The sequence below is a fragment of the Deinococcus arcticus genome (genome assembly GCF_003028415.1).
Taxonomy (GTDB): Bacteria; Deinococcota; Deinococci; order Deinococcales; family Deinococcaceae; genus Deinococcus; species Deinococcus arcticus.
Genome location: NZ_PYSV01000010.1, coordinates 1 through 20,319, shown reverse-complemented (window position 1 = coordinate 20,319; position 20,319 = coordinate 1). Strand labels below are relative to the sequence as shown.

The following is a 20,319-nucleotide window of genomic DNA, read 5'->3' as shown; positions in this document are numbered from 1 at the left end:
GGTCACAGCGCAGGCCTGGTGGCGCCATCGCCCGGCCCGCGCCCTGGCCCAGTCTGACGAGGCCCATCAGAAAGTGACCCAGAGGTCAACCCGCCGCCCCCCGGCCGGTGTACAGTTTGGCCCATGATGTGGGGAAGCGGCCACAGTCCTTCGTGATCGCCCAGCTTCTCGTACCCCGCCCCGGTGTGGCGGCGTGGACCGGCTGGGAAGAGCGCGTGCGCCTGATGGTCAGGCCACGGCGCTACGAACACGTGCTGCGCGTGGCCGAACTGGCCGCGCAGATTGCGCGCGCCAATGGCCTGGACGATATGCGCGCCTACGCGGCGGGCATTCTGCATGACATTGCCCGCGACCTGCCCGACGCCGAACTGCTGCGCCTGGCCCCCCCCGAGTGCGACATTGACGCCGCACACCCGCTGGCCCTGCACGGGCGCGCTGCCCGCACCCTGCTGGAGCGCTGGGGCTACAGCGATCAGGTGGTGCTGGAGGCCGTGGAGGACCACACCACCGGCCCGCGCGGCGGCAATCCGGTGTCGGCCTGCGTGTACATCGCAGACGTCTCTGAACCCGGGCGCGGCGTGAACCACGACATCCGCGAACTGGCGCTGTGCCACCTGGGCGCGGCGCTGGAGCGCGCCATCGTCTCCAAGGTGACCTACCTGCAGGGGCGCGGCATTCAGGTGCACCCACGGACCCTGCAGGCGTACCACGCCCTGCCCTGTGTGGCCCAGGCCACCGACGCCAGCCCGCCCCCCGCGCCCCTGCGCCTGGACCCGTGACGCCCCTCTCTGCCCCGCCCCGCATTGCCGGGCTGCGTGCCCTGCAGGCCTTTGGCCTGACGCTCTCGACGCTATCGCTGGCCGCCTTTGCGCTGCTCAGTGGGGCCGGGCCAGGGTCGGCGGCGCCGGTGGCCGGCGGGCCGGCCCCGCAGTTCACGGTGCTGATTGCCGGGCGCGACATCGTGTACTGCTACTACCAGCAGCCCTGCAAGGACCAGGAGCAGCGCACCGGCCTGGTGCAGCCGCCCAACACCGACACCGTGATGCTGGTGAAGGTGGACGGCGCCCGGGTGCGGGTGCTGAATATTCCGCGCGACACCAACGTGGGTCCCTTTGACCGCTTCAAGTCCGTGGCCCAGCAGAAGGTCAACAGCCAGTACTGGGCCGGTGGCCCCGAGGCCCTCACGCGGGCCGTGGAAACCATTACCGGTGAGCGGGTAGACGCCCACGTGATTGTGCGCACCGACTACGTGGCGCGCGTGATTGACGCGCTGGGCGGCCTGGACGTGACGGTGCCGGAAGGCGGCATTGAGTGGGTGGACAAGGCGGCCGGCGTGAACCTGAACCTCGCGCCCGGCGCCCACCACCTCAGCGGCGAGCAGGCGGTGCTGTTTCTGCGGGTGCGCAAGGGCTTCGGAGACGACTACGGCCGCATTGATCACCAGAAGCAGGCCCTGACCCAGCTGGCCGCGCGCCTGAGGTCCCCGCAAGGCCTCACTGCACTGCCCACCATCCTGGGCGGCATTGGCAACGGCGTAGAAACCAACGCTGATCCCAACCTGCTGGCGGCCCTGCGCCCCTATCTGGGTGGGCTGAAGCTGAGCTTCGCCACCCTGCCCACCGACGAGATTCCCGGCACCTTTAACCTCGCGGTCAACCGCGAGCGCCTGACGGCGCTGTGGAACGACACCCCGGCCGCCCAGTCCCAGGCTGGACAGGCCCAGCCCAGCGCCCGGGTGCGGGTGGTGGACGCCAGCGGGGCCGAGCTGGGCGAGGCGCTGGCCCGCGCCCTGCAGGCCCTGGGCTACCCCCAGGTCAGCGTGAACCGCACGCCGCAGAGCAACGAGGCCAGCCAGGTGTTTACCGGGCAGGCCCTGCAGGACGCCAACCTGCTGGCCGAGGCCCTGAACCTGCCCCGCTTGCAGGGCGAGCGCTTTCCGGTGGGGCCGGGCGAGGTGGGGGTGTTTCTGGGCCAGGACGCCCGCACCGCCCTGGCCGCGCTCTCGGGCCCTGGAACCGCGCCGTAGCGGCCCGCCCCCTTTTTCAGCGAACCTCAAGGCGAGGGCCGCCCCCGGGCCTGTACACTGACCCATTCGGCAAGCCCCCCCTCTCTGTTGCCCTTTTCTTCCCTCCCCCTTTTCCCTGGAGACCCCATGACCCAAGACCCCACCATTCAGAATCAATTGCGCGCCATTGTGGACGCCGCCCGTGAACGCCGCGCCGAGGACGTGGTGGTGCTGGACCTGACCGAGGTCAGCAGCACCCTGGAATACTTCGTGATCTGCACCGCCACCGCTGGCCTGCAGCTCAACGCCGTGCAGGAGAACATCCGCGAAAAGGCCCAGGCCACCGGCCTGCCGCGCCCCAGCGTGGAAGGCCCCAGCGAGCGCTGGCTGCTGCTGGCCTTTGGCGGCAGCGTGGTCGTGCACATCATGACCAAGGACGCCCGCGAGTACTACGACCTCGAAGGGCTGTGGAGCGACGCCCGCGTGCTGGACTTTCCCGAGATCCACGCCTGAGCGGCCTCCCCAGCTGCCCGCCGCCCCTGTCTGGAGGCGGCGGCTTTCTTATGTCGTGATACGGACTGCCGTTCCTTTTCGGCACATCCAGAAAAGAACTGGATGGTCCCCACCTTCGGCGCCCTGCCAGTTCAATTCCCGGAAATCCGTACTTTTCCCGCTTCTCCAGTCGGAACAATTCCGTAAGCCGTTACGGAACTGTTCGGAAATCGTATTAGCCCGCTTCCAAAGAGGTTCGTTACCCCCCAGGAACGACGAATCTTTTCCATCGCCGGAGACCCGTACGTTCTCGTCTGCGCTCTGCGCGTCCGCTCATTCCTCGCCTGCGGCTTACCTGAGTTCCGTCTTATCAACGGTTCGGACTCCGGGAATGAGCAGCGATCAACACGGCCTCATTGCTCTTCCCACCTTGCGGGGGACTCGCAGAGCTGCGCCGCAGAGGTTGGGAGAGGGGTGAAAGGACTGGCGTTCCAGACGACGTTTTCGCAACTGGCGCCCCACACTGCTTGAAAAGTGTCCGCACCATTGCTTACACGGACTCCGTTGGAATCGTTTCTGTAAACGATTCCATTCGAGCGGACTTGCAGAGCGGCTTCGCAGAGCGGGGGGGAGAAACACGTCCCTCCGGGCGTGGCGTGAGCAAATCGGTTCTCTTCCGGATTGTGGGCGTGACAGACGGACCCTGTCTTAGCCGGCACCCACCTGCAGGTCCTCCAGATGCGCGGCGCAGGCCAGGGTCTCGCACTGCACGGCCTCATCAGCCCAGCGCAGGGTACTCAGGGCCGTGTTGTGGTGCAGGCCGCGCCGCCCCGCCCAGGCGTCCGCGAAGTCCCAGCCCAGCCACGTGCACAGCAGCGCCGTGATGACCACGCCGTGGGTCACGATCACGGCGTGGTCGGTGGGCTGCAGCGCCAGCCGGTCCAGGACCGCGCCCACGCGGCGGGTCAGGTCGGCCACCGATTCGCCCTGGGGCGCGGCCACCAGCGGCCACTGTCGGAAGCGGTCAGCGTCCTGCGCTTCAATCTCTGCGAAGGTCAGCCCCTCCCAGGCGCCAATGTGAATCTCGCGCAGGTCGGCACTGGGCTGCACCGGCAGGCCCAGCGCGTGGGCCAGGGGCGCAGCGGTCTGCGCGGCCCGCCCCAGATCGCTGGAGAGCACATGGGTAGGGCGCACCGGGTGGCCTGCCAGCCGCCGGGCCAGCGCCGCGGCCTGGGCCTGCCCGTGACCATTGAGGGCAATGTCGGCCCAGCCCTGAAAACGGCCGGCGGCGTTGTGGGCGGTCTGACCGTGCCGCACCAGGGTGATGCGGGTCATCCGCGCACCCGCAGAAACCAGGCGGCCCAGGGGGCAGGGGTCGCCTGAGGACTGGGCGTGGTCACTGGGCGGCCTCATGGATGGCCCCATCCTGCAGGTGGGAATCGGTGACCAGGATGGCCATGCGGCGCTGGGCCACCCACTCGCCCTGCCAATACAGGGCGTCACGCTCGGTGCCTTCATGGAGAAAGCCGCACTTCTCGTAAACCCGCTGGGCACGGGGATTAAAGGCGTACACGCCCAGACTGATGCGGTGCAGTCCCACCTGCTCAAAACCGTACGCCACCACGGCGCGGGTTGCCTCGGTGCCGTAGCCCCGACCCCGCTGAGCCGGACTGTTCAGTGCGATGCGGAAATTCATGCTGCGGTTGTCGGTATCCAACTGGTTGAGCACCACCTCGCCCAAATACTGATCATCGGAAGCGCGCAGAATGGCCCAGTCGGAGCGGTCCGGCGCCTCTGCGACGCCCGCCACAAAGCGCGCGACCTGTTCGCGGGTAAAGGTCCCGTGGGTGCCGGTGAGCCGTTGAGATTCCTGGTCCTGTAAGCCCGCCATCATGCCGTTCAGATGTTCAGGGCCCAGAGGCACCAGACGCAGCCGGGCAGTGTGCAGGACAGCAGGTGGGACGAGCGCAGCGGTGTTCACCATAGAAGGCGTTCTAACAGGTGCCGCCCAGGGGTGCCATGTGTGATCTGGCTTAGCTTTTGCCTACCTGCGCTGCCGCCTGCTCCAGCGCCGCTGGCAGCTCACGCGCCACCCGTTCCAGGGTGCGCCCGGCGGCCGCCCGCACCATCTTTTCAAACGCCGCGCCGCCCCAGCCCTGGGCGTCCGGGGTCTGCAGGTGAGCGCGGAAGGCAAACGAAAAGTGCAGCGCGGCGCCTGCCACGCGGGCCTGGCCGGCCACCTCCACCCAGGCCCGCTCACCTGTCACGGGCTGCGGCTGCAACTCGGCGCCGTCCGGGGTCACCTGCAGCACGCTGCAAAACGGCAGGTCCACGGTGCCCAGCCCGGGCAGCGGCACCACCAGCTCTCCCTGCACGCGCCCTTCCCCCGCCTGCAGGGCACGCAGAAAGCGCAGGTGGGCCAGGGTGCGCGCGGGATCACGCACAAAGGCCAGCGCCGCGTCCGGCGTGCCGGTCCAGGGCAGCTCGAAAGCCTGCGCCGCCTCGACGATCAAGCGCCCCGCCTCACGGTCCCCACTTCACTCCACCCATTCGATCACCACGCGGTTCTCGGCCAGGGCGGTCTGCAACTCGGCGTCGGCGGCGCTGCGCAGGCGGGGCAGGTGAGCAAAGCGCGGGGTGGCCGAGGCAAAACCCAGGCGCACCACCACGTCGTCGCTGGTCTCGTCCTTGCCTATGCGCCACACCAGCTGCCCGCCCAGCGCTTCCAGGGCCCGCGCCAGTTCGGGCGGGGCGGGCGCGGGTGGGCCGGGCAGGTCTGCGCTCATGGAGGCATTGTACGCGCCCGGCCGCGCGGCGGGCACCGCTTTGGGGCCGGTCTTCTCATGACGGGACCCCCCGTTCTGTGCGAAGCAGGGAGGCATGACTGCTCTCCCTGTGCGCTGGCGCCACCTGGAAACCCAGGTGGGCCTGGAAAACCTGCCCGCCTTTCACCGCGCCTTTCTGGCGTGGCGCGGTGTAGAGGGCGCGCCGGCCATGCCCCTGCGCCGGGTGCAGCAACGGGTGGAAGCCGAGCTGAACCGGCTGGTGCAGGCAGGCCACGCCACGCGGGAGGAGGACGACTGGACGCTGGCCCCCGGCGCCCTGGCGGACTTTGAGGCGGCCCAGCCCTACCTGAGCTGAGCCGACCCGTATCCTGGGCCCTGTGAGGACGCTCTTTTGAGTCTGCGTATTCTGGGCGGCACCGCCAAGGGCCGGGCGCTGCAGGTGCCTGCCAGCGCCCGGCCCAGCGGCGCACGCGTGCGCAAGAGCCTGTTTGACCTGCTGGCCAGCCGCGCGCCCACTGGCACCTTTCTGGATCTGCACGGCGGCAGCGGCGCCATTGGCCTGGAAGCGGCCAGCCGGGGCTACGCGGTGACCCTGGTGGAAAAAGACGGCCGCGCCGTGGGGGCCCTGGAGGCCAATGCCCGCGCCCTGGGCCTGCGCGCCCGCATCCTCAAAGGCGACGCCCTGGGCCTGCTGCCCCGGCTGGGCCGCTTTGACATCGTGTTCAGCGACCCGCCCTACGAGGCCGACATCCCGGCGCTGACCCGTACGCTGCTGGCCAGCGAGGCGGTGGCCAGTGGCGGGCTGCTGATCTGCCAGCACCCGGACCGCCTGAGCCTGCCGCCCGCCCCCGGTTACACCCACGAGGTGCGCGAATACGGCAGCAATACGCTGACCCTGTACGAGCGGCTGCAAGATGAGCAGGAGCCATAAAAACGGCCCCAGCCTCAGCCCACGTCTGGCCCAGGACCAGTCGCGGTTCGTCTGCTGCCCTGCCCTTCCCAAATTCCGTTAAGGTGGCAGGGCAATGAACGCCGTCTTTCCCGGCTCCTTCGATCCCATCACCAGCGGGCACATGGACGTGCTCACGCGCGCCGCCAAGATGTTCGGGCAGGTGACGGTCACGGTCATGCACAACGCGCGCAAGCAGGGCCGCCACCTGTTCACCCTGGACGAGCGCCTGGCCATCCTGCGCGAGGCCACCGCCCACCTGCCCAACGTCAGCGTGGATTCCTTTGGTGGGCTCCTGGTGGACTACATGGCCCAGCAGCAGGAGGGCATCATCATCCGTGGCCTGCGGGCGGTCAGCGATTACGAATACGAGCTGCAGATCGCGCACCTGAACCGGCAGATTGGCGAGGTGGAAACGGTCTTTATCATGGCCGCCACCCGCTGGAGCTTTGTGAGTTCCTCGATGGTGCGCGAAATTGCCAGCTACGGCGGCGACATCAGCGAGATGGTGCCCCGGGCCAGCGCCGCCGCCCTGCGCCGCAAGCACGCCGACGTGTACGCCGAACGGGAAGCGGAGCAGCGCGCCCGCACAGAGGGGTAGGGACGGGGGCGCTGGTCTCCCTTGGCGGTATAACCACCGCGCCCCGAGGGCCAGAGGCCGCCTGCGGCCTGCTTTCACCAGCGGTCCCCAACCCAACTGCACCGGCCCAGCAGCAGAGGGGCCGGGGCACCCTGCACCCCCGGCCCCTCTCGCCCCGTTGCTCTTACCCCTGCGCGGCCACCCTCAGGGCTTCAGCCTTGTGGGTGCTTTCCCAGGGGAACTCGGGGCGCCCAAAGTGCCCATACGCGGCGGTCTGGGCATAGATGGGGCGGCGCAGCCCCAGTTCGGCAATAATCGCCTGCGGGCGGGCGTCAAAGTGGGCCGCCACCAGGGCCGCGAGCTTCTCATCGCCCACCGTGCCGGTGCCGTAGGTATCCACACGCAGGCTCACGGGCGCCGCGCGGCCAATGGCGTAGGCCACCTCCACCAGCGCGCGGCGGGCCAGCCCGGCGGCCACGATGTTCTTGGCGATAAAGCGGGCGTAGTAGGCGCCTGAACGGTCCACCTTCGTGGGGTCCTTGCCGGAAAAGGCCCCGCCCCCGTGCGGCACCGCGCCGCCGTAGGTGTCCACGATGATCTTGCGCCCGGTCAGCCCGGTGTCGCCGTGCGGCCCGCCAATCACGAAGCGCCCGGACGGATTGATGAAGTACTTGGTCGCCCCGGTCAGCAGTTCGGCGGGAATCACCGCGCGAATCACGTGCTCGATCAGGTCGGCGCGGATCTGCTCCTGGGCCACATCCTCGCTGTGCTGGGTGCTGATGACCACCGTGTCCACCAGCGTTTCGGTGGCTTCATGGGGTTCACCGTCGCGCACCACGGTCACCTGGGCCTTGGCGTCCGGGCGCAGGTACACAAAGCGCAGGGCCTGGGTCTGCTCCTCGCCCAGCTGTTCCCCGCGCACCTGGGCGTCGCGGGCGGCCTGGGCGGCCTTGCGCAGCTCGGCCAGGCGCCGCGTCAGGCGGTGCGACAGCGAGATCGGCAGCGGCATCAGCTCGGGCGTTTCATCGGTGGCGTAGCCGAACATCAGGCCCTGGTCACCCGCGCCCACCTCGGACGCGGCGTTCTCGGGGCGGGCGCGCTCTTCTTCGGTCATGCCGCGCCACTCTTCAGAGTGGTTCACGCCCCCGGCAATTTCCGGGCTCTGCTCGTGCAGGCTGACCAGGACCGCGCTGTACTCGGCGTCAAAGCCGTAGTTCGCGCGGGTGTAACCCACCTTCATCACGGCGTCGCGCACGGTTTTCTGCACGTCCACCCGCGCCACCCTGGCGGTCACTTCGCCCGCCACCACGGCCATGCCGGTGGTCAGCAGCGTTTCGACCGCCACGCGGCTGCCTGGCTCCTGGCGCAGGAACTCGTCGAGAATGCTGTCCGAGATGAAGTCGGCCAGCTTGTCGGGGTGCCCTTCAGACACCGATTCCGAGGTGTAGTACTTCCGCATATGGCTCCTTGCGTGCCGGGGGGCGTCTCACAGAACCGCCTGGAGAGGGATGTCGCTGCGGTCCCGGCCACGGCCACGCGCCCGGGAGGGGCGGCGTGGCCAGAGCAGCGTAACGCACCGGGGGCCAGCCCGGGAAGGACAGGAGGCCGGGCGAGGTGGACGGAGTACCGGGCCGGGCCCCACCGCCTTCAACGCCTCCCCCTTAGCTCCTCCGCCCCCCCTGACATCCGCCTGACGTTGCCCGTCAGAATGGAAACCAATGAGCCACGTCGTTGTCATCGAGGACGAGGGGACGGTGCGGGACGTCCTGCGCTTTCACCTGGAGCGGGCCGGGCTGCGGGTCACGGCCCTCGATTCGGTGGCGGGGGCCGAGGGGGCCCTGAAGGGCGCCGACGCCCTGGTGCTCGACTGGATGCTGCCCGGCGAGAGTGGCCTGAGCTTTCTGCGCCGGATGCGCGGCGACCCCGAACTGCGCAAGCTGCCGGTGCTGATGCTCACCGCCCGCGCTGCCGAGGCCGAGCGGGTTGAGGGCCTGGAATCCGGCGCCGACGATTACCTGACCAAGCCCTTCTCGGCCGCCGAACTGGTGGCGCGGGTGCGGGCCCTGCTGCGCCGCACCCAGCCCGAGGTGCCGCCCCTGATGACCAACGGGCCCCTGAGCGTGGATGTGGGCGCGGCCGAGGCGCGCGTGGCGGGCCAGCGCATGAATCTCACCCGGCGCGAATTCGATCTGCTGGCCTTTTTAACCCAGCACGTGGGCCGGGTCTATTCCCGCACCGAGCTGCTGGACCGCGTGTGGGGCGCGGACTTTCTGGGCGGCGAGCGCACGGTGGACCAGCACGTGACGCAGCTGCGCGCCCACCTGGGCGACGACCCCAGCAAGCCCGGCTTTCTGGAAACCGTGCGCGGCAAGGGCTACCGCATGCGGCCCTGGACGGAAGCGCCGTGACCGGTACCGACCACGCCGCCAGCCCGGAGCGCGCGCTGTCCCCCCTGCCCAGCGACCGCTGGATGGACGCCCTGCCCCAGGCCGTGCTGCTGACCCGGGCAGGCGTGGTCACGCGGGTGAACGCCGCTGCCTCGCGCCTGTGGGGGGTGCCCCAGGAGCGCGCCCAGGGCCGCCCGGTGCTGGAGGTGGTGCGCCGCCACACCCTGGAAACCCTGCTCGAACGCGGCGGCGAGCTGGAACTGGAGGTCTCGGGACGCACGCTGCGCTGCCAGGCCACCCGCGACGGCGAATCGGGCGCTCTGATCGTGGAGGACGTGACCGACCACCGCCGCCGCGAGGCAGAGCTGCGCGAGGCCACCGCCGTGCTCTCGCACGAGTTCCGCACGCCCGTGGCCGCCCTGCGCGGGGTGCTCGAAGCCCTGGAATACGACATGCCGCGCGACCTCTCGCAGAACTTCGTGCGCCAGGGCCTGCAGGAAACCGAGCGGCTGGCCCGGCTGGTCGAGGACCTTGCCGTGGGCTTCCGGCCCACCCGGGCGCGCACCCTGCCCCTGACCGAAGCCTTTGCCCGCGCCGAGCGTCTGCTGGGGGCCGAGCTGAGTGCCCGGCGGGCCAGCCTGCGCTTTGGGCAGGACTTTCTGGTGCGCGCCGATCCCGACAAGCTGCTGCAGGTGCTGCTCAATCTCATTGAAAATGCCCTGAAATACGGCCCGCCGGGCCAGCCCACCATCGAGGTGCTGACCGCCGAGCGCGGCACCTGGGTGGAGGTGAGCGTGCTGGACCGGGGCGAGCCCATCCTGGACGCCGAGAGCCTGTTTGGCGCCCACACGCGCGGCCCCGGCGCGGCGGGGCAGGGCAGCGGCATGGGGCTGTACATCGTGCGCTCCATCGTGCACGGCTGGGGCGGACAGACCTGGGCCGAACGGCGCGCGGATGCCAACGCCTTTTGCTTTACCCTGCCCGGGGTGGGCGGCCTGTGATCCGGTGCGCGCGGCCCCGGGCCCCCGGTTGCCCCTGCTTCCCCCCGCCTCTTGTTCCCCCGAGCCCCAGTTCCCCCCTCCCAAGGAGTGCCCATGCGTGAAGCCCTGGAAAACGATCTGCGCGCCGTTCTGAACGGCGCCCTGAACATGCTCGGCACTGTCGAGCGCATGCTGCCGGTGGCCGGCGACGTGCTGCTGCGCGAAAACGTGGAGCGCCTGCCCGAGGTCAAGGCCCTGGACCGCGAGGTGGACGCCCAGGAAGCCCAGATTGAGGCTGAATGCCTGCGGATCATTGCTCTGCACCAGCCCGTGGCGCGCGACCTGCGCATGGTGGCCCTGATTCTCAAGAGCCTCAGCGACATCGAGCGCATGGGTGACTACGTGGTGCATGTGGCCGAGGACGGCGCCGAACTGGCCCAGGGCCCGGCCCTCAAGCGCTACGTGAATCTGGCGCGGATGCTGGACCGCCTGGGCGAGATGAGCCAGAACCTGCGCACCGCCATGGCCGACCGCGACGTGACCCGCGCCGAGGCCACCGTGCAGATGGACGACGAGGTAGACGACCTGTACGAGCAGATTCAGCGCGAACTGGTCACCTACATGCTCGAAGACCCCCGCAACATCTCCAAGGCCCTGATGCTCATGCGCGTGGGCCGCAGCCTGGAGCGTGTGGGCGACCACATGGAAAACATTGCCGAGCGCGTGCGCTACTGGGTGACCGGCCAGCGCGAGGGCACAGAGGGATAAGGGCGCTGGGCCATGAGCCATGAGCTATGGGGAAAAGGCAGGGGCGTCCCTGCCTTTCGCTGATGGGCTTTTTCCTCATGGCCCATGGCCTGCGCCCGCTACACTCTGGCCTGTGAGCAACGACGCCAAGCCAACCGTCCTGGTTATCGTGGGGGGCTCCATGGCCGCCGTGAAGGCGCCGTCGGTGCTGCGGCGGCTGCGCGAGGGGGGCGCACAGGTGCGGGTGATTGCCACGCGCGCGGCGCTCCACTTCATCACGGAACTGTCGCTGAGCACCGCCGCCGACGGCCCGGTGGGCACCGATGAGCACTGGTTTGAGCCCCGCCCCGACGCCCTGCACCTCACGCACGCCCGGGTGGACGCGGCGGTGGTGGTGGGCGCCTCGGCCGAACTGCTGGCGGGCGCAGCGCACGGGCACGCGGGCGACCTGGCCCTGGCCACACTGCTGAGCGTGCGCGCGCCCATCCTGTGGGTACCGGCCATGAACGAGGCCATGTGGAGCCACCCGGCCGTGCAGGCCAATGCCGCGCAGCTGCGCGCCTGGGGCCACGCCTTCCTGGGCCCCGAGGTGGGCGCTTTTGGCACGCGGGGCGAGGGCTCGGGCGTGGGCCGCATGAGCGAGCCGGAGGAGATTGCGGCGGCGGTGCTGGCGCTGGTGGAGCCGGCGGTGGAGGGCCAGCGGCTGCCGGGAGCTCCAGGGGCCCAGGACCTCGCGGGGCGCCGCGTGGTCGTCTCGGCTGGCCCCACCCGCGAATACCTTGATCCAGTGCGCTTTATCAGCAATCCCAGCAGCGGCAAGATGGGCTTTGCGGTGGCCGAGGCCGCCCGGGACCGGGGTGCCCAGGTAACGCTGGTGACCGGCCCGGTGAGCCTGCCGGACCCAGCGGGCCTGCGCGTGGTGCGGATCGAATCGGCGCTGGACCTGCGCAGCGCCGTGTTGCAGGCCGCCCAGGACGCCGACCTTGTGGTGATGACGGCTGCCGTGGCCGACTACCGCGCGGCCGCCCCCAGCGGGGAAAAGCAGGCCAAGGTGGCGGGCGACGTGAAGGTCCACCTCACGCCCAACCCGGACATTCTGGCGGAACTGGGCCAGGCCAAGGGCCGGCGCGTGCTGGTGGGCTTCGCCATGGAAACCCACGCCGGGGTGGAACGCGCCGCCCAGAAAGCCCAGCGCAAGAACGCCGATTTCATCCTGCTCAATTACCCCACCCAGGCGGGCACGGCCTTTGGCGGCGACGACAACCAGGTGACCCTGGTGCGCCCCGACGGCACCCATGAGGCGTGGCCCCACATGAGCAAGAGAGAGGTGGCCACGCGCCTGCTGACCGAGGCGGCCCGGCACCTCCCCCCCCTCACCCCAGCGGCCCCGATTGCATAAACAGTTGAATATTCATAGCATGTGAGGAATGGCAGGGGCGCTCAGCAAGGACCAGCGGCAGAAACGCATTCAGGACATCATCGCGCGCGAAAGCGTGAGCACGCAGGGCGAACTCGTGGAGCGCCTGCGCGCCGAGGGCATCCGGGTCACGCAGGCCACCGTCAGCCGCGACATCAACGAGCTGCGCCTGGTGCGCCTGCCGGTGGGCAAGGGCCGCCACCGCTACGCCCTGGCCCAGACCGCCAGCCACACCGGCGCCGAGGAAGAACTGGCGCGCCTTTTTCAGAACTTCGTGCACGACGTGGACCGGGGCGAGAACATGCTGGTGATCCGCACCGCCGAAGGCCACGCCAGTGGCGTGGCCCTGCTGCTGGACCGCGTGCGCCGCGACGACATCGTGGGCACCATTGCCGGCGAGGACACCATCTTCGTGGTGGCCCGCACCACCGCCGACGCCGAGAGCATCATGGAGGAATTCCACGCGCTGATGCTGGGGTAGTGGGGTGATGGTTGAAAGTTGATGGTTGATAGAGAACTGCTTTTTCCGTCAACGATCAACCACCAACCATCTGCCCCCTACGGCACGTCTTCTTCCCCCAGCTCCGGCACGTTGCCAATGGGCAGCTGCACGTGGGCGGTGGTGCCCGCGCCGGGCTCGCTTTCCAGCCAGATGCGGCCCTGGTGCGCGTCCACGATGCCCCGGGCGATGCTCAGGCCCAGGCCAGCGCCGCCCTGGTCGCGGCTGCGGCTGTCTTCCAGGCGGTAAAAGCGGTCAAAGAGGCGCTCGAGCTGATCGGCGGGAATGCCGGGGCCGTCGTCCTGCACGCTCAGGCGCACCTCGTTACCCAGGCGGGCGCTGCGCAGGGTAATGGTCTGGGCGCCCGCCTTCAGGGCGTTGCTCACCAGATTGATCAGCACCTGTTTCAGGCGGTCGGGGTCGCCCTCAAAGGTCACGTCTTCGCCCTCCGTCTTCAGGGCCGTGCCCTGGGCCTGGGCCAGCGGGGCCAGCTCCTGGGTGATTTCATGGAGAAACAGGGCCGCCAGAATGGGCTCGCGGGTAATCGCCAGCGCGCCACTGTCTGAACGGGCCAGTTGCAACAGGCTGGCAATCAGGTTGGTCAGCCGCTCGGATTCGCGCTGGATGATGCGCAGACTCTCGGCCTGCTGCCCGCTGGGGCTGGTGCGGCGCAGCAGGTAGCTGGCGTGGCCGCTGATGGCGGTCACGGGCGTGCGCAGTTCGTGGCTGGCGTCACTGGTAAAGCGGCGCTGGGCCTCAAAGCTGCTTTCCAGGCGGCCCAGCATGGCGTTCAGGGCGGCGGCCAGGGCTTCAACCTCGTCGCCGGTCTGCGGCACCGGCACCCGCTCGGTCAGGTTCTGGGCGCCAATACGCTCGGCGGCGCGCTGCACCCGGCGCAGAGGCTGCAGCGCCTGCCCAGCCAGCGCGTAGGCGCCGGTGCCAGCCGTCAGCAGGCCACTCAGGAACAGCACCAGCAGCACCTTTTCCAGCTGGCTCAGCAGCCCCTGCACCGTGCTGAGGTCGCGCGCCACATACACCAGACTCACGCTCTCGTCTTCCGGGGCGTCCAGGCTGGAGGTGCCCAGGCTGGCCCCCACAGGCCCGGTGCCTGGGCTGGCCGGCAAGGCGCTGGCCGATTGGCCCGCCACCTGACCCGGCGCTGAGGGGGTGGCCTGTGGTGCCGGGGGCTTTAAGGGGCCCAGCACCACCAGCAGGCGCATGGGCACCGGCTGGCTGTTGGCCGAGACATACACCATGCGGTTCAGGGTCAGGCGGCCGTCGGCCGAATCAATCAGCCGCTCCAGTTCCTCGTTGGAGAGCTTGATGGGCCGGTTCACGTCCACCGCCAGCGAGCGCCGGGTATCGTTGCGCAGGGCCTCCACGGTACGGAACAGTTCCGCGCGCCGGCCGGGGGTGTGCAGATCGTCAATCAGCGACTGCCGGGTGTAGAAGTACAGATTTTCCAGCGCCAGGCTGGAATCGGGAAAGTAGAAGCGGGCCAGCAGCTTGGCCGGCCCGATTTCGGGGGTGCCGGCGCGCTGGGGGGTGTTGCGCTGCACCCAGTCCAGCGGCAGGCGCGGTTCGCCCGGTGCCAGGGGATTGACCACGTAAGACACGAAGCGCCGGTACGTGCCGTCCAGTTCGCGGTCCAGCCCGCCAATCAGATTGGCGCGCATCAGGTACAGGGTAATGAACCCCACTGCCGCCAGCAAAAAGGCCAGCAGCGCCGTATAAAACAGGGTCAGGCGCCAGCGCAGGGTCACGCGCGGCTCCGGTCAGGGGCAGCACTCATGGGGTGCAGTGTAGCGGCGCCTCCCATGAGATCCGGCGCGGGGGTGGGCACTGTGCCGTGCCCGGGGGCTGGCGCCGGAGCTGTCAAGGGCTTCAGGCAGACGTCCTTGACCCTGCCACAGCGCCACGCGCCCTCAGGACCTCGCTTACTCCTCGCGCAGCACGTAGCCCACGCCGCGCACCGTATGAATCAGGCGGCGCTCACCGCCCTCCTCCAGTTTGCGGCGCAGATAGCCAATGTACACGTCCACCACGTTGCTGCCGCCCGTGTACTCGGGCCACACCTTTTCCTCGATTTCAAAGCGGGAAAACACCTTGCCGGGGTTGCGGGCCAGCAGCTCCAGCAGCTCAAATTCCTTTGCCGAGAGTTCCACGCGGCGCCCGCCCCGGAAAATCTCGCGGCCGTCCAGGTTCATGACCAGGTCGGCTACGCGCACCTCACCGGTCACGGCCGGATTCACGCGCCGCAGGTGCGCCCGCACCCGCGCCAGCAGCTCCTCGATCGAAAAGGGCTTGATCAGATAATCATCGGCGCCGGAATCCAGGCCCTCGACCTTGTCCTGAATGCCGTCCTTGGCCGTCAGGATGATGATGGGGGTATTGCTGGTTTTGCGAATGCGCCGGGCCACTTCCAGACCGTCCAGGACCGGCAGCATGAGATCCAGAATCACGAGATCGGGGTTGACTTCCCGGAATTTCGACAGACCGGTGACGCCGTCAAAGGCCACTTCGGTGGCGTAGCCTTCGGCTGCCAGTTCGAGTTCGATAAACCGCGCAATATCCTTTTCGTCCTCGATCACCAGCACCAGTGGCTTGCGTTCCATGCGGTCAGTCTAGGGAGCGTTCTCATGAGAAGCCCCCCCGCGTGCTTAATCAACTTTCATGCGCGCGTCGTGCGGGGTTTCGGCCAGCAGATGGTGCGCCATGCAGTCATTGCCGAAGCCCTGCAGGGCCAGGGGGGCACAGGGCCAGGTCAGGTGTTCGGGCAGGCGGCGGCGCACCTCGTCGCAGATCAGGGTGTCGCCGGGGCGCGCCGCGTCGCACAGGCGCTTGGCGTAGTTCACGGGCAGGCCGTAGGCACTCAGTTGCCCGCCCACCATGCCCATCAGGACCGGGCCCACCGACACGCCCGCGCGCAGGCGCAGGGTCTGCCCCATCTGCGCGGCCAGGTGCAGCCGCACGGCGCGCCCGTGGGCATCCTGCGCGGCGGCACAGGCCTGCGCGGCGTGCTGCGCGGGCCACCACGCCAGCACCGCGTCCCCCTGGTGCTGCAGCACCTGGCCGCCCCGCGCCTCAAAGCTCAGCACCATCAGCTGCACGAAATCCTGCATGAGGGCCATGTAACCGTGCAGCGGCAACGCCTGGGCCATGGCCGTGCTGCCCACCAGATCCACCAGCACAAAGCAGGCAGAAACAGTGTCGTCCTGGGGACCGGGCAGGGGAAGCAGGAGATCAGGCATAAGGCAACGGCCCTCATCATGCCTGAACATGAGCGGAAAAGAAAGATGAAATTAAATCAACATTGAAGTGTCCAGGATATACAAAACCTCACATTCCGGAATTGGGCAGGGTCTGGGTGGCCCTGCCGGGCGAGGAAAGGCACAGCCCCGGAGCGCGCCCGGACAGGCTGGGCTGGCCCCAGATAGCCGACTCCTTCTGCAGCCTCTCTTTTCCAGCTCCTCCCCAGTTCTGCCAGATTCACCGGGTTGCCGCCGCCAGAAGGGCGGGCCGTCTCATCTTTGGCAGGGCTACGGGCCTGCTGGCTTCCTCGCCAACCCTCTTCTCTCATGAGGGCCAACTCTCACGCTCAGGGCTGGGTGACCAGGAAGCCGTGCAGGGGAGGCAGAGTTCGAAAGGCCAGAAGGTCGCCGGGGCGGGCCGACAGGGAGGCCCCCAGAGCCGCCAGCACCAAGGGCAGCCGCGCCTGCACCACCAGCACGCCGCGCTCGGCGGCCAGCACCCGGCCCCGGCCCTCCACGCCCGACACGCCCACCACATGCAGCTGCTCCTGCGCGTCCCCGTCCCCGGCCACCACCTCGCTGGCCGCCAGGTCCAGCACCCCATGCACCACCACCTGGGCCGGCCCCGGGCGCGCCGCGTAGGGCCCCGTGCGGTCGAAGAGGTACAGCACGCGCCCGCCCGCCGCGAACTCCAGCAGCGGGCTGCCTTCCCGCTGCGGGTACAGGATGCCGCTGGCCGCATAGGCCGCAAAGCGCGCTGTAAATTCCCGTTCCGATGTTTCCAGCGTCATGCCGGGACTCCGGGGGCAGTGCAGCGGAGCGGCGGGAAGTCAGTCTGGGCGGGCCGGGCGTGGGCGGGGCAGCTGAAGCTGTCCATCAGCGGGCGCCCCAGGCTACCCGCCGGCCCGCCGGGGTTCCCCAGATGTGGGGCAAGTGCTTCTGCGCGCTCTACCATTCGTCCCGCGATTCTAGCGAAGCCGCCGGCCCCAGCCACCCCAGGTCCGGCCGCGCGGCCCCGGCGGCGTCCAGCACCGCGTCGGCGCGCTCCAGGGCGAAGGTGCCTTCCACCTCGCGCTGCACATGAATCAGGGCCAGACCATACAGCCGCTCCAGCTGGGCCCAGGCCACCGAGCCCGCCGGCTGTTCGTCGCGGGCGCGGGCCAGCAGGGTGGCGGCGCGGCGCTCATCGCCGGCCACAAAGGCGGCGGCGGCCCCGGGGGGCACAGGGGCCTTCAGGTCAGGGTGCGCCACGTCACGTCCACCACCACGCCCGCCAGCATGGTCAGGGCCAGCCACATGTTGGCGTCGAAAAAGGCCACGTTCACGCGGGCGAGATCATTGGGATTCACGATCCGGTGCTCGAACAGCAGAATGCCGCCCATCACCAGCGCGGCCAGGTAATACCAGCCGCTGGCGTCCGTCACCCAGCCCACCAGCAGCAGCAGCGCGAAGGTCAGCGCGTGGCTGAGGGCCGCAAGGCGCAGGGCACGCGCAATGCCAAAGCGCGCCGGAATGCTGCGGATGCCGTTGGCCACATCGAAGTCGCGGTCCATGGTGGCGTAAATGACGTCCAGGCCGATCATCCAGAAAATGACCACCGCCCACAGCACCCAGGCGGCCGGTGCAAACTCCCCGGTGACTGCAATCCAGCCGCCTGCCGCCGCCGCGCCGTCGGTCACCCCCAGCCACGCGTGGCACAGCCAGGTGTAGCGTTTGGTGTAGGGGTAGCCGATCAGGAACACCACGGCCAGCGGCATCAGGGCCAGGCACAGGGGGTTCAGTTGCGCCGCCGCAAAGGCCATGATGACCAGGCTGCCCAGCACCAGGGCCCACGCCTGGGCCGGGCTCACCTTGCCGCTGGGTACCTCGCGCGCCGCGGTGCGGGGGTTGCGGGCATCGATATAGCGGTCAATCACCCGGTTGGCGCCCATGGCTGCTGTGCGCGCGGCGGCCATGGCCACAGTGACCCACAGCAGCACCGCCCAGCCCGGCCAGCCGGTGCCACTGGTCTGCATGCTGGCCAGCAGCATGCCCGCGTAGGCGAAGGGCAGCGCGAACACCGTGTGCTCGAACTTCACCAGATCCAGGTAGGTTTTCACGCGGGCGACGCCTTCACTCACGACCACGCAGCATAGCGCCTGCACGGGGGGCACAGACTTTGCTATAGTGCCCGGGCGCGCGTAGGTGGGCCTTCTTCGAGGCGTAGCGCAGGCCGGTAGCGCACTTGGTTTGGGACCAAGGGGTCGCAGGTTCGAATCCTGTCGCCTCGACCACAGTTCGCCCCCTGACGCGCGCACCCCAGCGGGATTGGTGTAGTGGTAGCACAGCAGCCTTCCAAGCTTCTGGCCTCGGTTCGAATCCGTGATCCCGCTCCAGAATGACAGGCTCCCCGTGCGGGAGCCTGCCGCCTATGCGCCCTTAGCTCAGCTGGATAGAGCAACCGCCTTCTAAGCGGTCGGTCGCAGGTTCGAGTCCTGCAGGGCGCGCCAAACAAACCCCCAGCTTGAGCGGGGGTTTTGTGCTGCCCGGAGGGCTGGGATGGTCTCTCCCTCCCCTGCTCCTCAGTCCAGCACGCGCGGGATCTTGGGCCAGGCAACTCAGAAGGTGGCGTCCTGGCCCAGCTTGCCGTCGGCATACACACGCTCCACCCCCGCCAGCAGGGCCGCCAGCGAGCGCTGTGAAGTGGGCACCTGCGCCAGCGGCGGGCTCCCGTCGCGCGTCAAGCTCCCTGAGGGCCGCGCCCAGCGCCATCTTCTGTCCGAGGGGCGGAACAGGGGCGGTGAGAAGGCCCTGCAGGGACATTTTTGGTTCCTGCAGGCCGCAGCATGGGCGGGATGCCTGCGCCCCGCCTGCCCGAACCTGCCGCGCAGCCCCAGGTGCCAGAGGCCCTGACCTTTCTGGAGGCCTATCACGCCGAAACCGGCGCGCCCGGGCTGGCGGAGCGGTGCCAGGAGGTGCAGCGCAGCGGCCAGCTGCTGCTGAGCACGGCCGAACTGACCCACGGCGCGCGCATGGCGTGGCGCCACAGCACCCGCTGTGTGGGGCGGCTGCCCTGGGCCAGCCTGCAGGTGCGCGACCTGCGGCACGTCTCTGGCGCGTCCGAGGTGTTTGCCCACCTGTGTGCCCACCTGCGCGCGGCGCTGAACGGCGGGCGAATCGTGCCCATCCTGAGTGTGTTTGGGCCCGGCGTGCAGGTACACAACGACCAGCTCATTCGCTACGCCGGTTACCCACAGCCGGACGGCACGGTGCTGGGCGATCCACAGAACGTGGCGCTGACCCGGCACCTGCAGCGCCTGGGCTGGGCCGGGGGGCCCGGCACCCCCTTTGATGTGCTGCCGCTGGCCATTGAGGCGCAGGGCGAAGTCGCCCTGTTTGAGCTCCCGCCCGACACCGTGCACGAGGTGCCCATCACCCACCCCGACGCCCCGGGGCTGGGCGCGCTGGGCCTGCGCTGGCACGCCCTGCCGGTGATCAGCAACATGACGCTGGAGGTGGCGGGGCAGTCGTTCACGTGTGCGCCCTTTAACGGCTGGTATCTGCAGACAGAAATTGCGGCCCGCAATCTGGCCGATGAGGAGCGCTACAACGCGCTGCCCGCTGTGGCCCAGGCACTGGGCCTGGACACCTCACAGCGCCGTTCGCTGTGGCTGGACCGCGCCCTGGTGGAGTTGAATGTGGCGGTGCTGCATTCCTTCGACGCGGCGGGCGTGCGCATGGCTGACCACCACAGCGTCACGCGGCAGTTTCAGCATTTTGTGCAGCTGGAAGCGCAGGCCGGGCGCACGGCCCGGGGCCGCTGGTCCTGGCTGATTCCGCCCCTGTCTCCAGCCACCACGCCCGTGTGGCACCAGGCCTATGACGATACCGAGCTGAAACCCAACTTCGTGCCGCAGGTCTGGCGCGAGACCCACAGCGGTTGCCCGTTCCAGGGGCCCTAATGTGCAGGGACGTTGAGGGGGAGAACGGCCCTGCCAAGCAGTCTCCCCTGCGCGAGAACAAACCCTGTGCCAGAGCAAAACCCAACAACAAGACAGCGCCCCGGAACATAAGTTCCGGGGCGCTGATTGAACGCATCTGGTCTGATGGACGTGACCTGTAGAAAGGAGGTGATCCAACCGCACCTTCCGGTACAGTTACCTTGTTACGACTTCACCCCAGTCATGCGCCACAGCCTAGACGCCTGCCGTCAGGCTCCCGGCGGTTTCAGCTGCAACGTACTCCCA

General features: G+C 69.0%; 24 protein-coding genes, 3 tRNA genes and 1 rRNA gene. 15 read left to right on the top strand and 13 right to left on the bottom strand.

From position 1 onward, the window contains the following. Positions 1–152 precede the first annotated feature (152 nt). From yqeK to rsfS, 3 genes are all read left to right on the top strand, one after another. Positions 153–779, top strand: a complete 627-nt coding sequence (gene yqeK / locus C8263_RS11085) for a bis(5'-nucleosyl)-tetraphosphatase (symmetrical) YqeK (protein WP_107138308.1) — start codon at positions 153–155, stop codon at positions 777–779. Further along, a complete protein-coding gene (locus C8263_RS11080) occupies positions 776–2,026 on the top strand; it encodes an LCP family protein (protein ID WP_107138189.1) in 1,251 nt (416 codons plus the stop codon). Before yqeK ends, C8263_RS11080 begins: the two co-directional genes overlap by 4 nt. Before the next feature lie 126 nt (positions 2,027–2,152). Then, on the top strand, positions 2,153–2,518 hold the full coding sequence (gene rsfS / locus C8263_RS11075) for a ribosome silencing factor (protein ID WP_107138188.1): 366 nt from the start codon (positions 2,153–2,155) through the stop codon (positions 2,516–2,518). Between the two features lie 687 nt (positions 2,519–3,205). Here rsfS and C8263_RS11070 read toward each other — a convergent pair. The 4 genes from C8263_RS11070 to C8263_RS11055 all read right to left on the bottom strand — a co-directional run bounded on the left by C8263_RS11070 (position 3,206) and on the right by C8263_RS11055 (position 5,283). Then, a complete protein-coding gene (locus C8263_RS11070; RefSeq protein ID WP_158263786.1) occupies positions 3,206–3,832 on the bottom strand; it encodes a histidine phosphatase family protein in 627 nt (208 codons plus the stop codon). Positions 3,833–3,893: 61 nt separating this feature from the next. Beyond that, positions 3,894–4,481, bottom strand: coding sequence for a GNAT family N-acetyltransferase (locus C8263_RS11065; protein WP_107138186.1), 588 nt, complete (start codon positions 4,479–4,481; stop codon positions 3,894–3,896). Between the two features lie 49 nt (positions 4,482–4,530). Continuing rightward, positions 4,531–5,010, bottom strand: coding sequence for a DUF3809 domain-containing protein (locus C8263_RS11060; RefSeq protein ID WP_107138185.1), 480 nt, complete (start codon positions 5,008–5,010; stop codon positions 4,531–4,533). Between the two features lie 24 nt (positions 5,011–5,034). After that, positions 5,035–5,283, bottom strand: coding sequence for a DUF3248 domain-containing protein (locus C8263_RS11055; RefSeq protein WP_107138307.1), 249 nt, complete (start codon positions 5,281–5,283; stop codon positions 5,035–5,037). Positions 5,284–5,377: 94 nt separating this feature from the next. On the opposite strand from C8263_RS11055, the gene C8263_RS11050 reads away from it, so the two are divergent. The 3 genes from C8263_RS11050 to coaD all read left to right on the top strand — a co-directional run bounded on the left by C8263_RS11050 (position 5,378) and on the right by coaD (position 6,833). Then, positions 5,378–5,638, top strand: a complete 261-nt coding sequence (locus C8263_RS11050; RefSeq protein WP_107138184.1) for a hypothetical protein — start codon at positions 5,378–5,380, stop codon at positions 5,636–5,638. A gap of 36 nt (positions 5,639–5,674) precedes the next feature. Continuing rightward, positions 5,675–6,214: an RsmD family RNA methyltransferase gene (locus C8263_RS11045; RefSeq protein WP_107138183.1), complete on the top strand. Its 540-nt coding sequence runs from the start codon at positions 5,675–5,677 to the stop codon at positions 6,212–6,214. Positions 6,215–6,308: 94 nt separating this feature from the next. Further along, positions 6,309–6,833, top strand: a complete 525-nt coding sequence (gene coaD, locus C8263_RS11040) for a pantetheine-phosphate adenylyltransferase (RefSeq protein ID WP_107138182.1) — start codon at positions 6,309–6,311, stop codon at positions 6,831–6,833. A 163-nt stretch (positions 6,834–6,996) separates the two neighbouring features. Here the strand turns inward: coaD and metK are convergent, their stop codons facing one another. Continuing rightward, positions 6,997–8,271, bottom strand: a complete 1,275-nt coding sequence (metK, locus tag C8263_RS11035; protein WP_107138181.1) for a methionine adenosyltransferase — start codon at positions 8,269–8,271, stop codon at positions 6,997–6,999. A gap of 259 nt (positions 8,272–8,530) precedes the next feature. Between metK and C8263_RS11030 the strand changes: the two genes are divergently transcribed. The 5 genes from C8263_RS11030 (at position 8,531) to argR (ending at position 12,824) form a co-directional block, all read left to right on the top strand. Then, positions 8,531–9,220: a winged helix-turn-helix domain-containing protein gene (locus tag C8263_RS11030; RefSeq protein WP_107138180.1), complete on the top strand. Its 690-nt coding sequence runs from the start codon at positions 8,531–8,533 to the stop codon at positions 9,218–9,220. Between the two features lie 62 nt (positions 9,221–9,282). Then, positions 9,283–10,200, top strand: coding sequence for a sensor histidine kinase (locus tag C8263_RS11025; protein ID WP_107138306.1), 918 nt, complete (start codon positions 9,283–9,285; stop codon positions 10,198–10,200). Positions 10,201–10,293: 93 nt separating this feature from the next. Continuing rightward, positions 10,294–10,947, top strand: a complete 654-nt coding sequence (gene phoU / locus C8263_RS11020) for a phosphate signaling complex protein PhoU (RefSeq protein ID WP_107138179.1) — start codon at positions 10,294–10,296, stop codon at positions 10,945–10,947. A 112-nt stretch (positions 10,948–11,059) separates the two neighbouring features. Next, a complete protein-coding gene (coaBC, locus tag C8263_RS11015) occupies positions 11,060–12,325 on the top strand; it encodes a bifunctional phosphopantothenoylcysteine decarboxylase/phosphopantothenate--cysteine ligase CoaBC (protein WP_269845136.1) in 1,266 nt (421 codons plus the stop codon). 28 nt (positions 12,326–12,353) lie between these two features. Beyond that, positions 12,354–12,824 (top strand): arginine repressor, encoded by a 471-nt coding sequence (argR, locus tag C8263_RS11010; protein ID WP_107138177.1) that lies wholly within the window; start codon positions 12,354–12,356, stop codon positions 12,822–12,824. A gap of 77 nt (positions 12,825–12,901) precedes the next feature. On the opposite strand, the gene C8263_RS11005 is transcribed toward argR, so the two are convergent. From C8263_RS11005 to mqnP, 6 genes are all read right to left on the bottom strand, one after another. Continuing rightward, positions 12,902–14,518, bottom strand: coding sequence for a sensor histidine kinase (locus C8263_RS11005; protein ID WP_107138305.1), 1,617 nt, complete (start codon positions 14,516–14,518; stop codon positions 12,902–12,904). Between the two features lie 261 nt (positions 14,519–14,779). Beyond that, complete coding sequence (locus C8263_RS11000; RefSeq protein WP_010887388.1) at positions 14,780–15,457, bottom strand: response regulator transcription factor; 678 nt, start codon at positions 15,455–15,457, stop codon at positions 14,780–14,782. 45 nt (positions 15,458–15,502) lie between these two features. Then, positions 15,503–16,093 carry an adenylate/guanylate cyclase domain-containing protein gene (locus tag C8263_RS10995; protein ID WP_107138176.1) on the bottom strand — a complete coding sequence of 197 codons (591 nt, stop codon included), beginning with the start codon at positions 16,091–16,093 and terminating at the stop codon, positions 15,503–15,505. Positions 16,094–16,440: 347 nt separating this feature from the next. Continuing rightward, a complete protein-coding gene (locus tag C8263_RS10990; protein WP_107138175.1) occupies positions 16,441–16,884 on the bottom strand; it encodes a hypothetical protein in 444 nt (147 codons plus the stop codon). A gap of 157 nt (positions 16,885–17,041) precedes the next feature. Further along, a complete protein-coding gene (locus tag C8263_RS10985; protein ID WP_107138174.1) occupies positions 17,042–17,344 on the bottom strand; it encodes a hypothetical protein in 303 nt (100 codons plus the stop codon). Continuing rightward, the gene (gene mqnP / locus C8263_RS10980; RefSeq protein ID WP_158263785.1) at positions 17,326–18,213 is read right to left on the bottom strand and encodes a menaquinone biosynthesis prenyltransferase MqnP; all 888 of its coding nucleotides are present in this window, start codon (positions 18,211–18,213) and stop codon (positions 17,326–17,328) included. Before mqnP ends, C8263_RS10985 begins: the two co-directional genes overlap by 19 nt. A gap of 76 nt (positions 18,214–18,289) precedes the next feature. On the opposite strand from mqnP, the gene C8263_RS10975 reads away from it, so the two are divergent. The 3 genes from C8263_RS10975 to C8263_RS10965 all read left to right on the top strand — a co-directional run bounded on the left by C8263_RS10975 (position 18,290) and on the right by C8263_RS10965 (position 18,582). Beyond that, a tRNA-Pro gene (locus tag C8263_RS10975) sits at positions 18,290–18,366 on the top strand. Between the two features lie 28 nt (positions 18,367–18,394). After that, positions 18,395–18,468 (top strand) — tRNA-Gly (locus C8263_RS10970). Positions 18,469–18,505: 37 nt separating this feature from the next. After that, positions 18,506–18,582: transfer RNA gene (locus tag C8263_RS10965), tRNA-Arg, on the top strand. Positions 18,583–18,690: 108 nt separating this feature from the next. Here C8263_RS10965 and C8263_RS19820 read toward each other — a convergent pair. Next, positions 18,691–18,816, bottom strand: a complete 126-nt coding sequence (locus C8263_RS19820; RefSeq protein WP_269845135.1) for a hypothetical protein — start codon at positions 18,814–18,816, stop codon at positions 18,691–18,693. Positions 18,817–18,927: 111 nt separating this feature from the next. Here C8263_RS19820 and C8263_RS10960 point away from each other — a divergent pair, with 111 nt between their 5' ends. Further along, entirely contained in the window at positions 18,928–20,034 is a 1,107-nt protein-coding gene (locus C8263_RS10960; protein ID WP_107138304.1) for a nitric oxide synthase oxygenase, read from the top strand. 161 nt (positions 20,035–20,195) lie between these two features. Here C8263_RS10960 and C8263_RS10955 read toward each other — a convergent pair. Further along, positions 20,196–20,319: ribosomal RNA gene (locus C8263_RS10955) — 16S ribosomal RNA — on the bottom strand; the annotation flags it as partial.

Excerpts from the sequence above, each read along its gene's own strand:
- rsfS (WP_107138188.1), top strand. The coding sequence starts at position 2,153 with ATGACCCAAGACCCCACCATTCAGAATCAATTGCGCGCCATTGTGGAC.
- C8263_RS11070 (WP_158263786.1), bottom strand. The coding sequence starts at position 3,832 with ATGACCCGCATCACCCTGGTGCGGCACGGTCAGACCGCCCACAACGCC.
- C8263_RS11065 (WP_107138186.1), bottom strand. The coding sequence starts at position 4,481 with ATGGTGAACACCGCTGCGCTCGTCCCACCTGCTGTCCTGCACACTGCC.
- C8263_RS11055 (WP_107138307.1), bottom strand. The coding sequence starts at position 5,283 with ATGAGCGCAGACCTGCCCGGCCCACCCGCGCCCGCCCCGCCCGAACTG.
- C8263_RS11050 (WP_107138184.1), top strand. The coding sequence starts at position 5,378 with ATGACTGCTCTCCCTGTGCGCTGGCGCCACCTGGAAACCCAGGTGGGC.
- coaD (WP_107138182.1), top strand. The coding sequence starts at position 6,309 with ATGAACGCCGTCTTTCCCGGCTCCTTCGATCCCATCACCAGCGGGCAC.
- metK (WP_107138181.1), bottom strand. The coding sequence starts at position 8,271 with ATGCGGAAGTACTACACCTCGGAATCGGTGTCTGAAGGGCACCCCGAC.
- C8263_RS11030 (WP_107138180.1), top strand. The coding sequence starts at position 8,531 with ATGAGCCACGTCGTTGTCATCGAGGACGAGGGGACGGTGCGGGACGTC.
- C8263_RS11025 (WP_107138306.1), top strand. The coding sequence starts at position 9,283 with ATGGACGCCCTGCCCCAGGCCGTGCTGCTGACCCGGGCAGGCGTGGTC.
- phoU (WP_107138179.1), top strand. The coding sequence starts at position 10,294 with ATGCGTGAAGCCCTGGAAAACGATCTGCGCGCCGTTCTGAACGGCGCC.
- argR (WP_107138177.1), top strand. The coding sequence starts at position 12,354 with ATGGCAGGGGCGCTCAGCAAGGACCAGCGGCAGAAACGCATTCAGGAC.
- C8263_RS11005 (WP_107138305.1), bottom strand. The coding sequence starts at position 14,518 with ATGCGCGCCAATCTGATTGGCGGGCTGGACCGCGAACTGGACGGCACG.
- C8263_RS11000 (WP_010887388.1), bottom strand. The coding sequence starts at position 15,457 with ATGGAACGCAAGCCACTGGTGCTGGTGATCGAGGACGAAAAGGATATT.
- C8263_RS10995 (WP_107138176.1), bottom strand. The coding sequence starts at position 16,093 with ATGCCTGATCTCCTGCTTCCCCTGCCCGGTCCCCAGGACGACACTGTT.
- C8263_RS10990 (WP_107138175.1), bottom strand. The coding sequence starts at position 16,884 with ATGACGCTGGAAACATCGGAACGGGAATTTACAGCGCGCTTTGCGGCC.
- C8263_RS10960 (WP_107138304.1), top strand. The coding sequence starts at position 18,928 with ATGCCTGCGCCCCGCCTGCCCGAACCTGCCGCGCAGCCCCAGGTGCCA.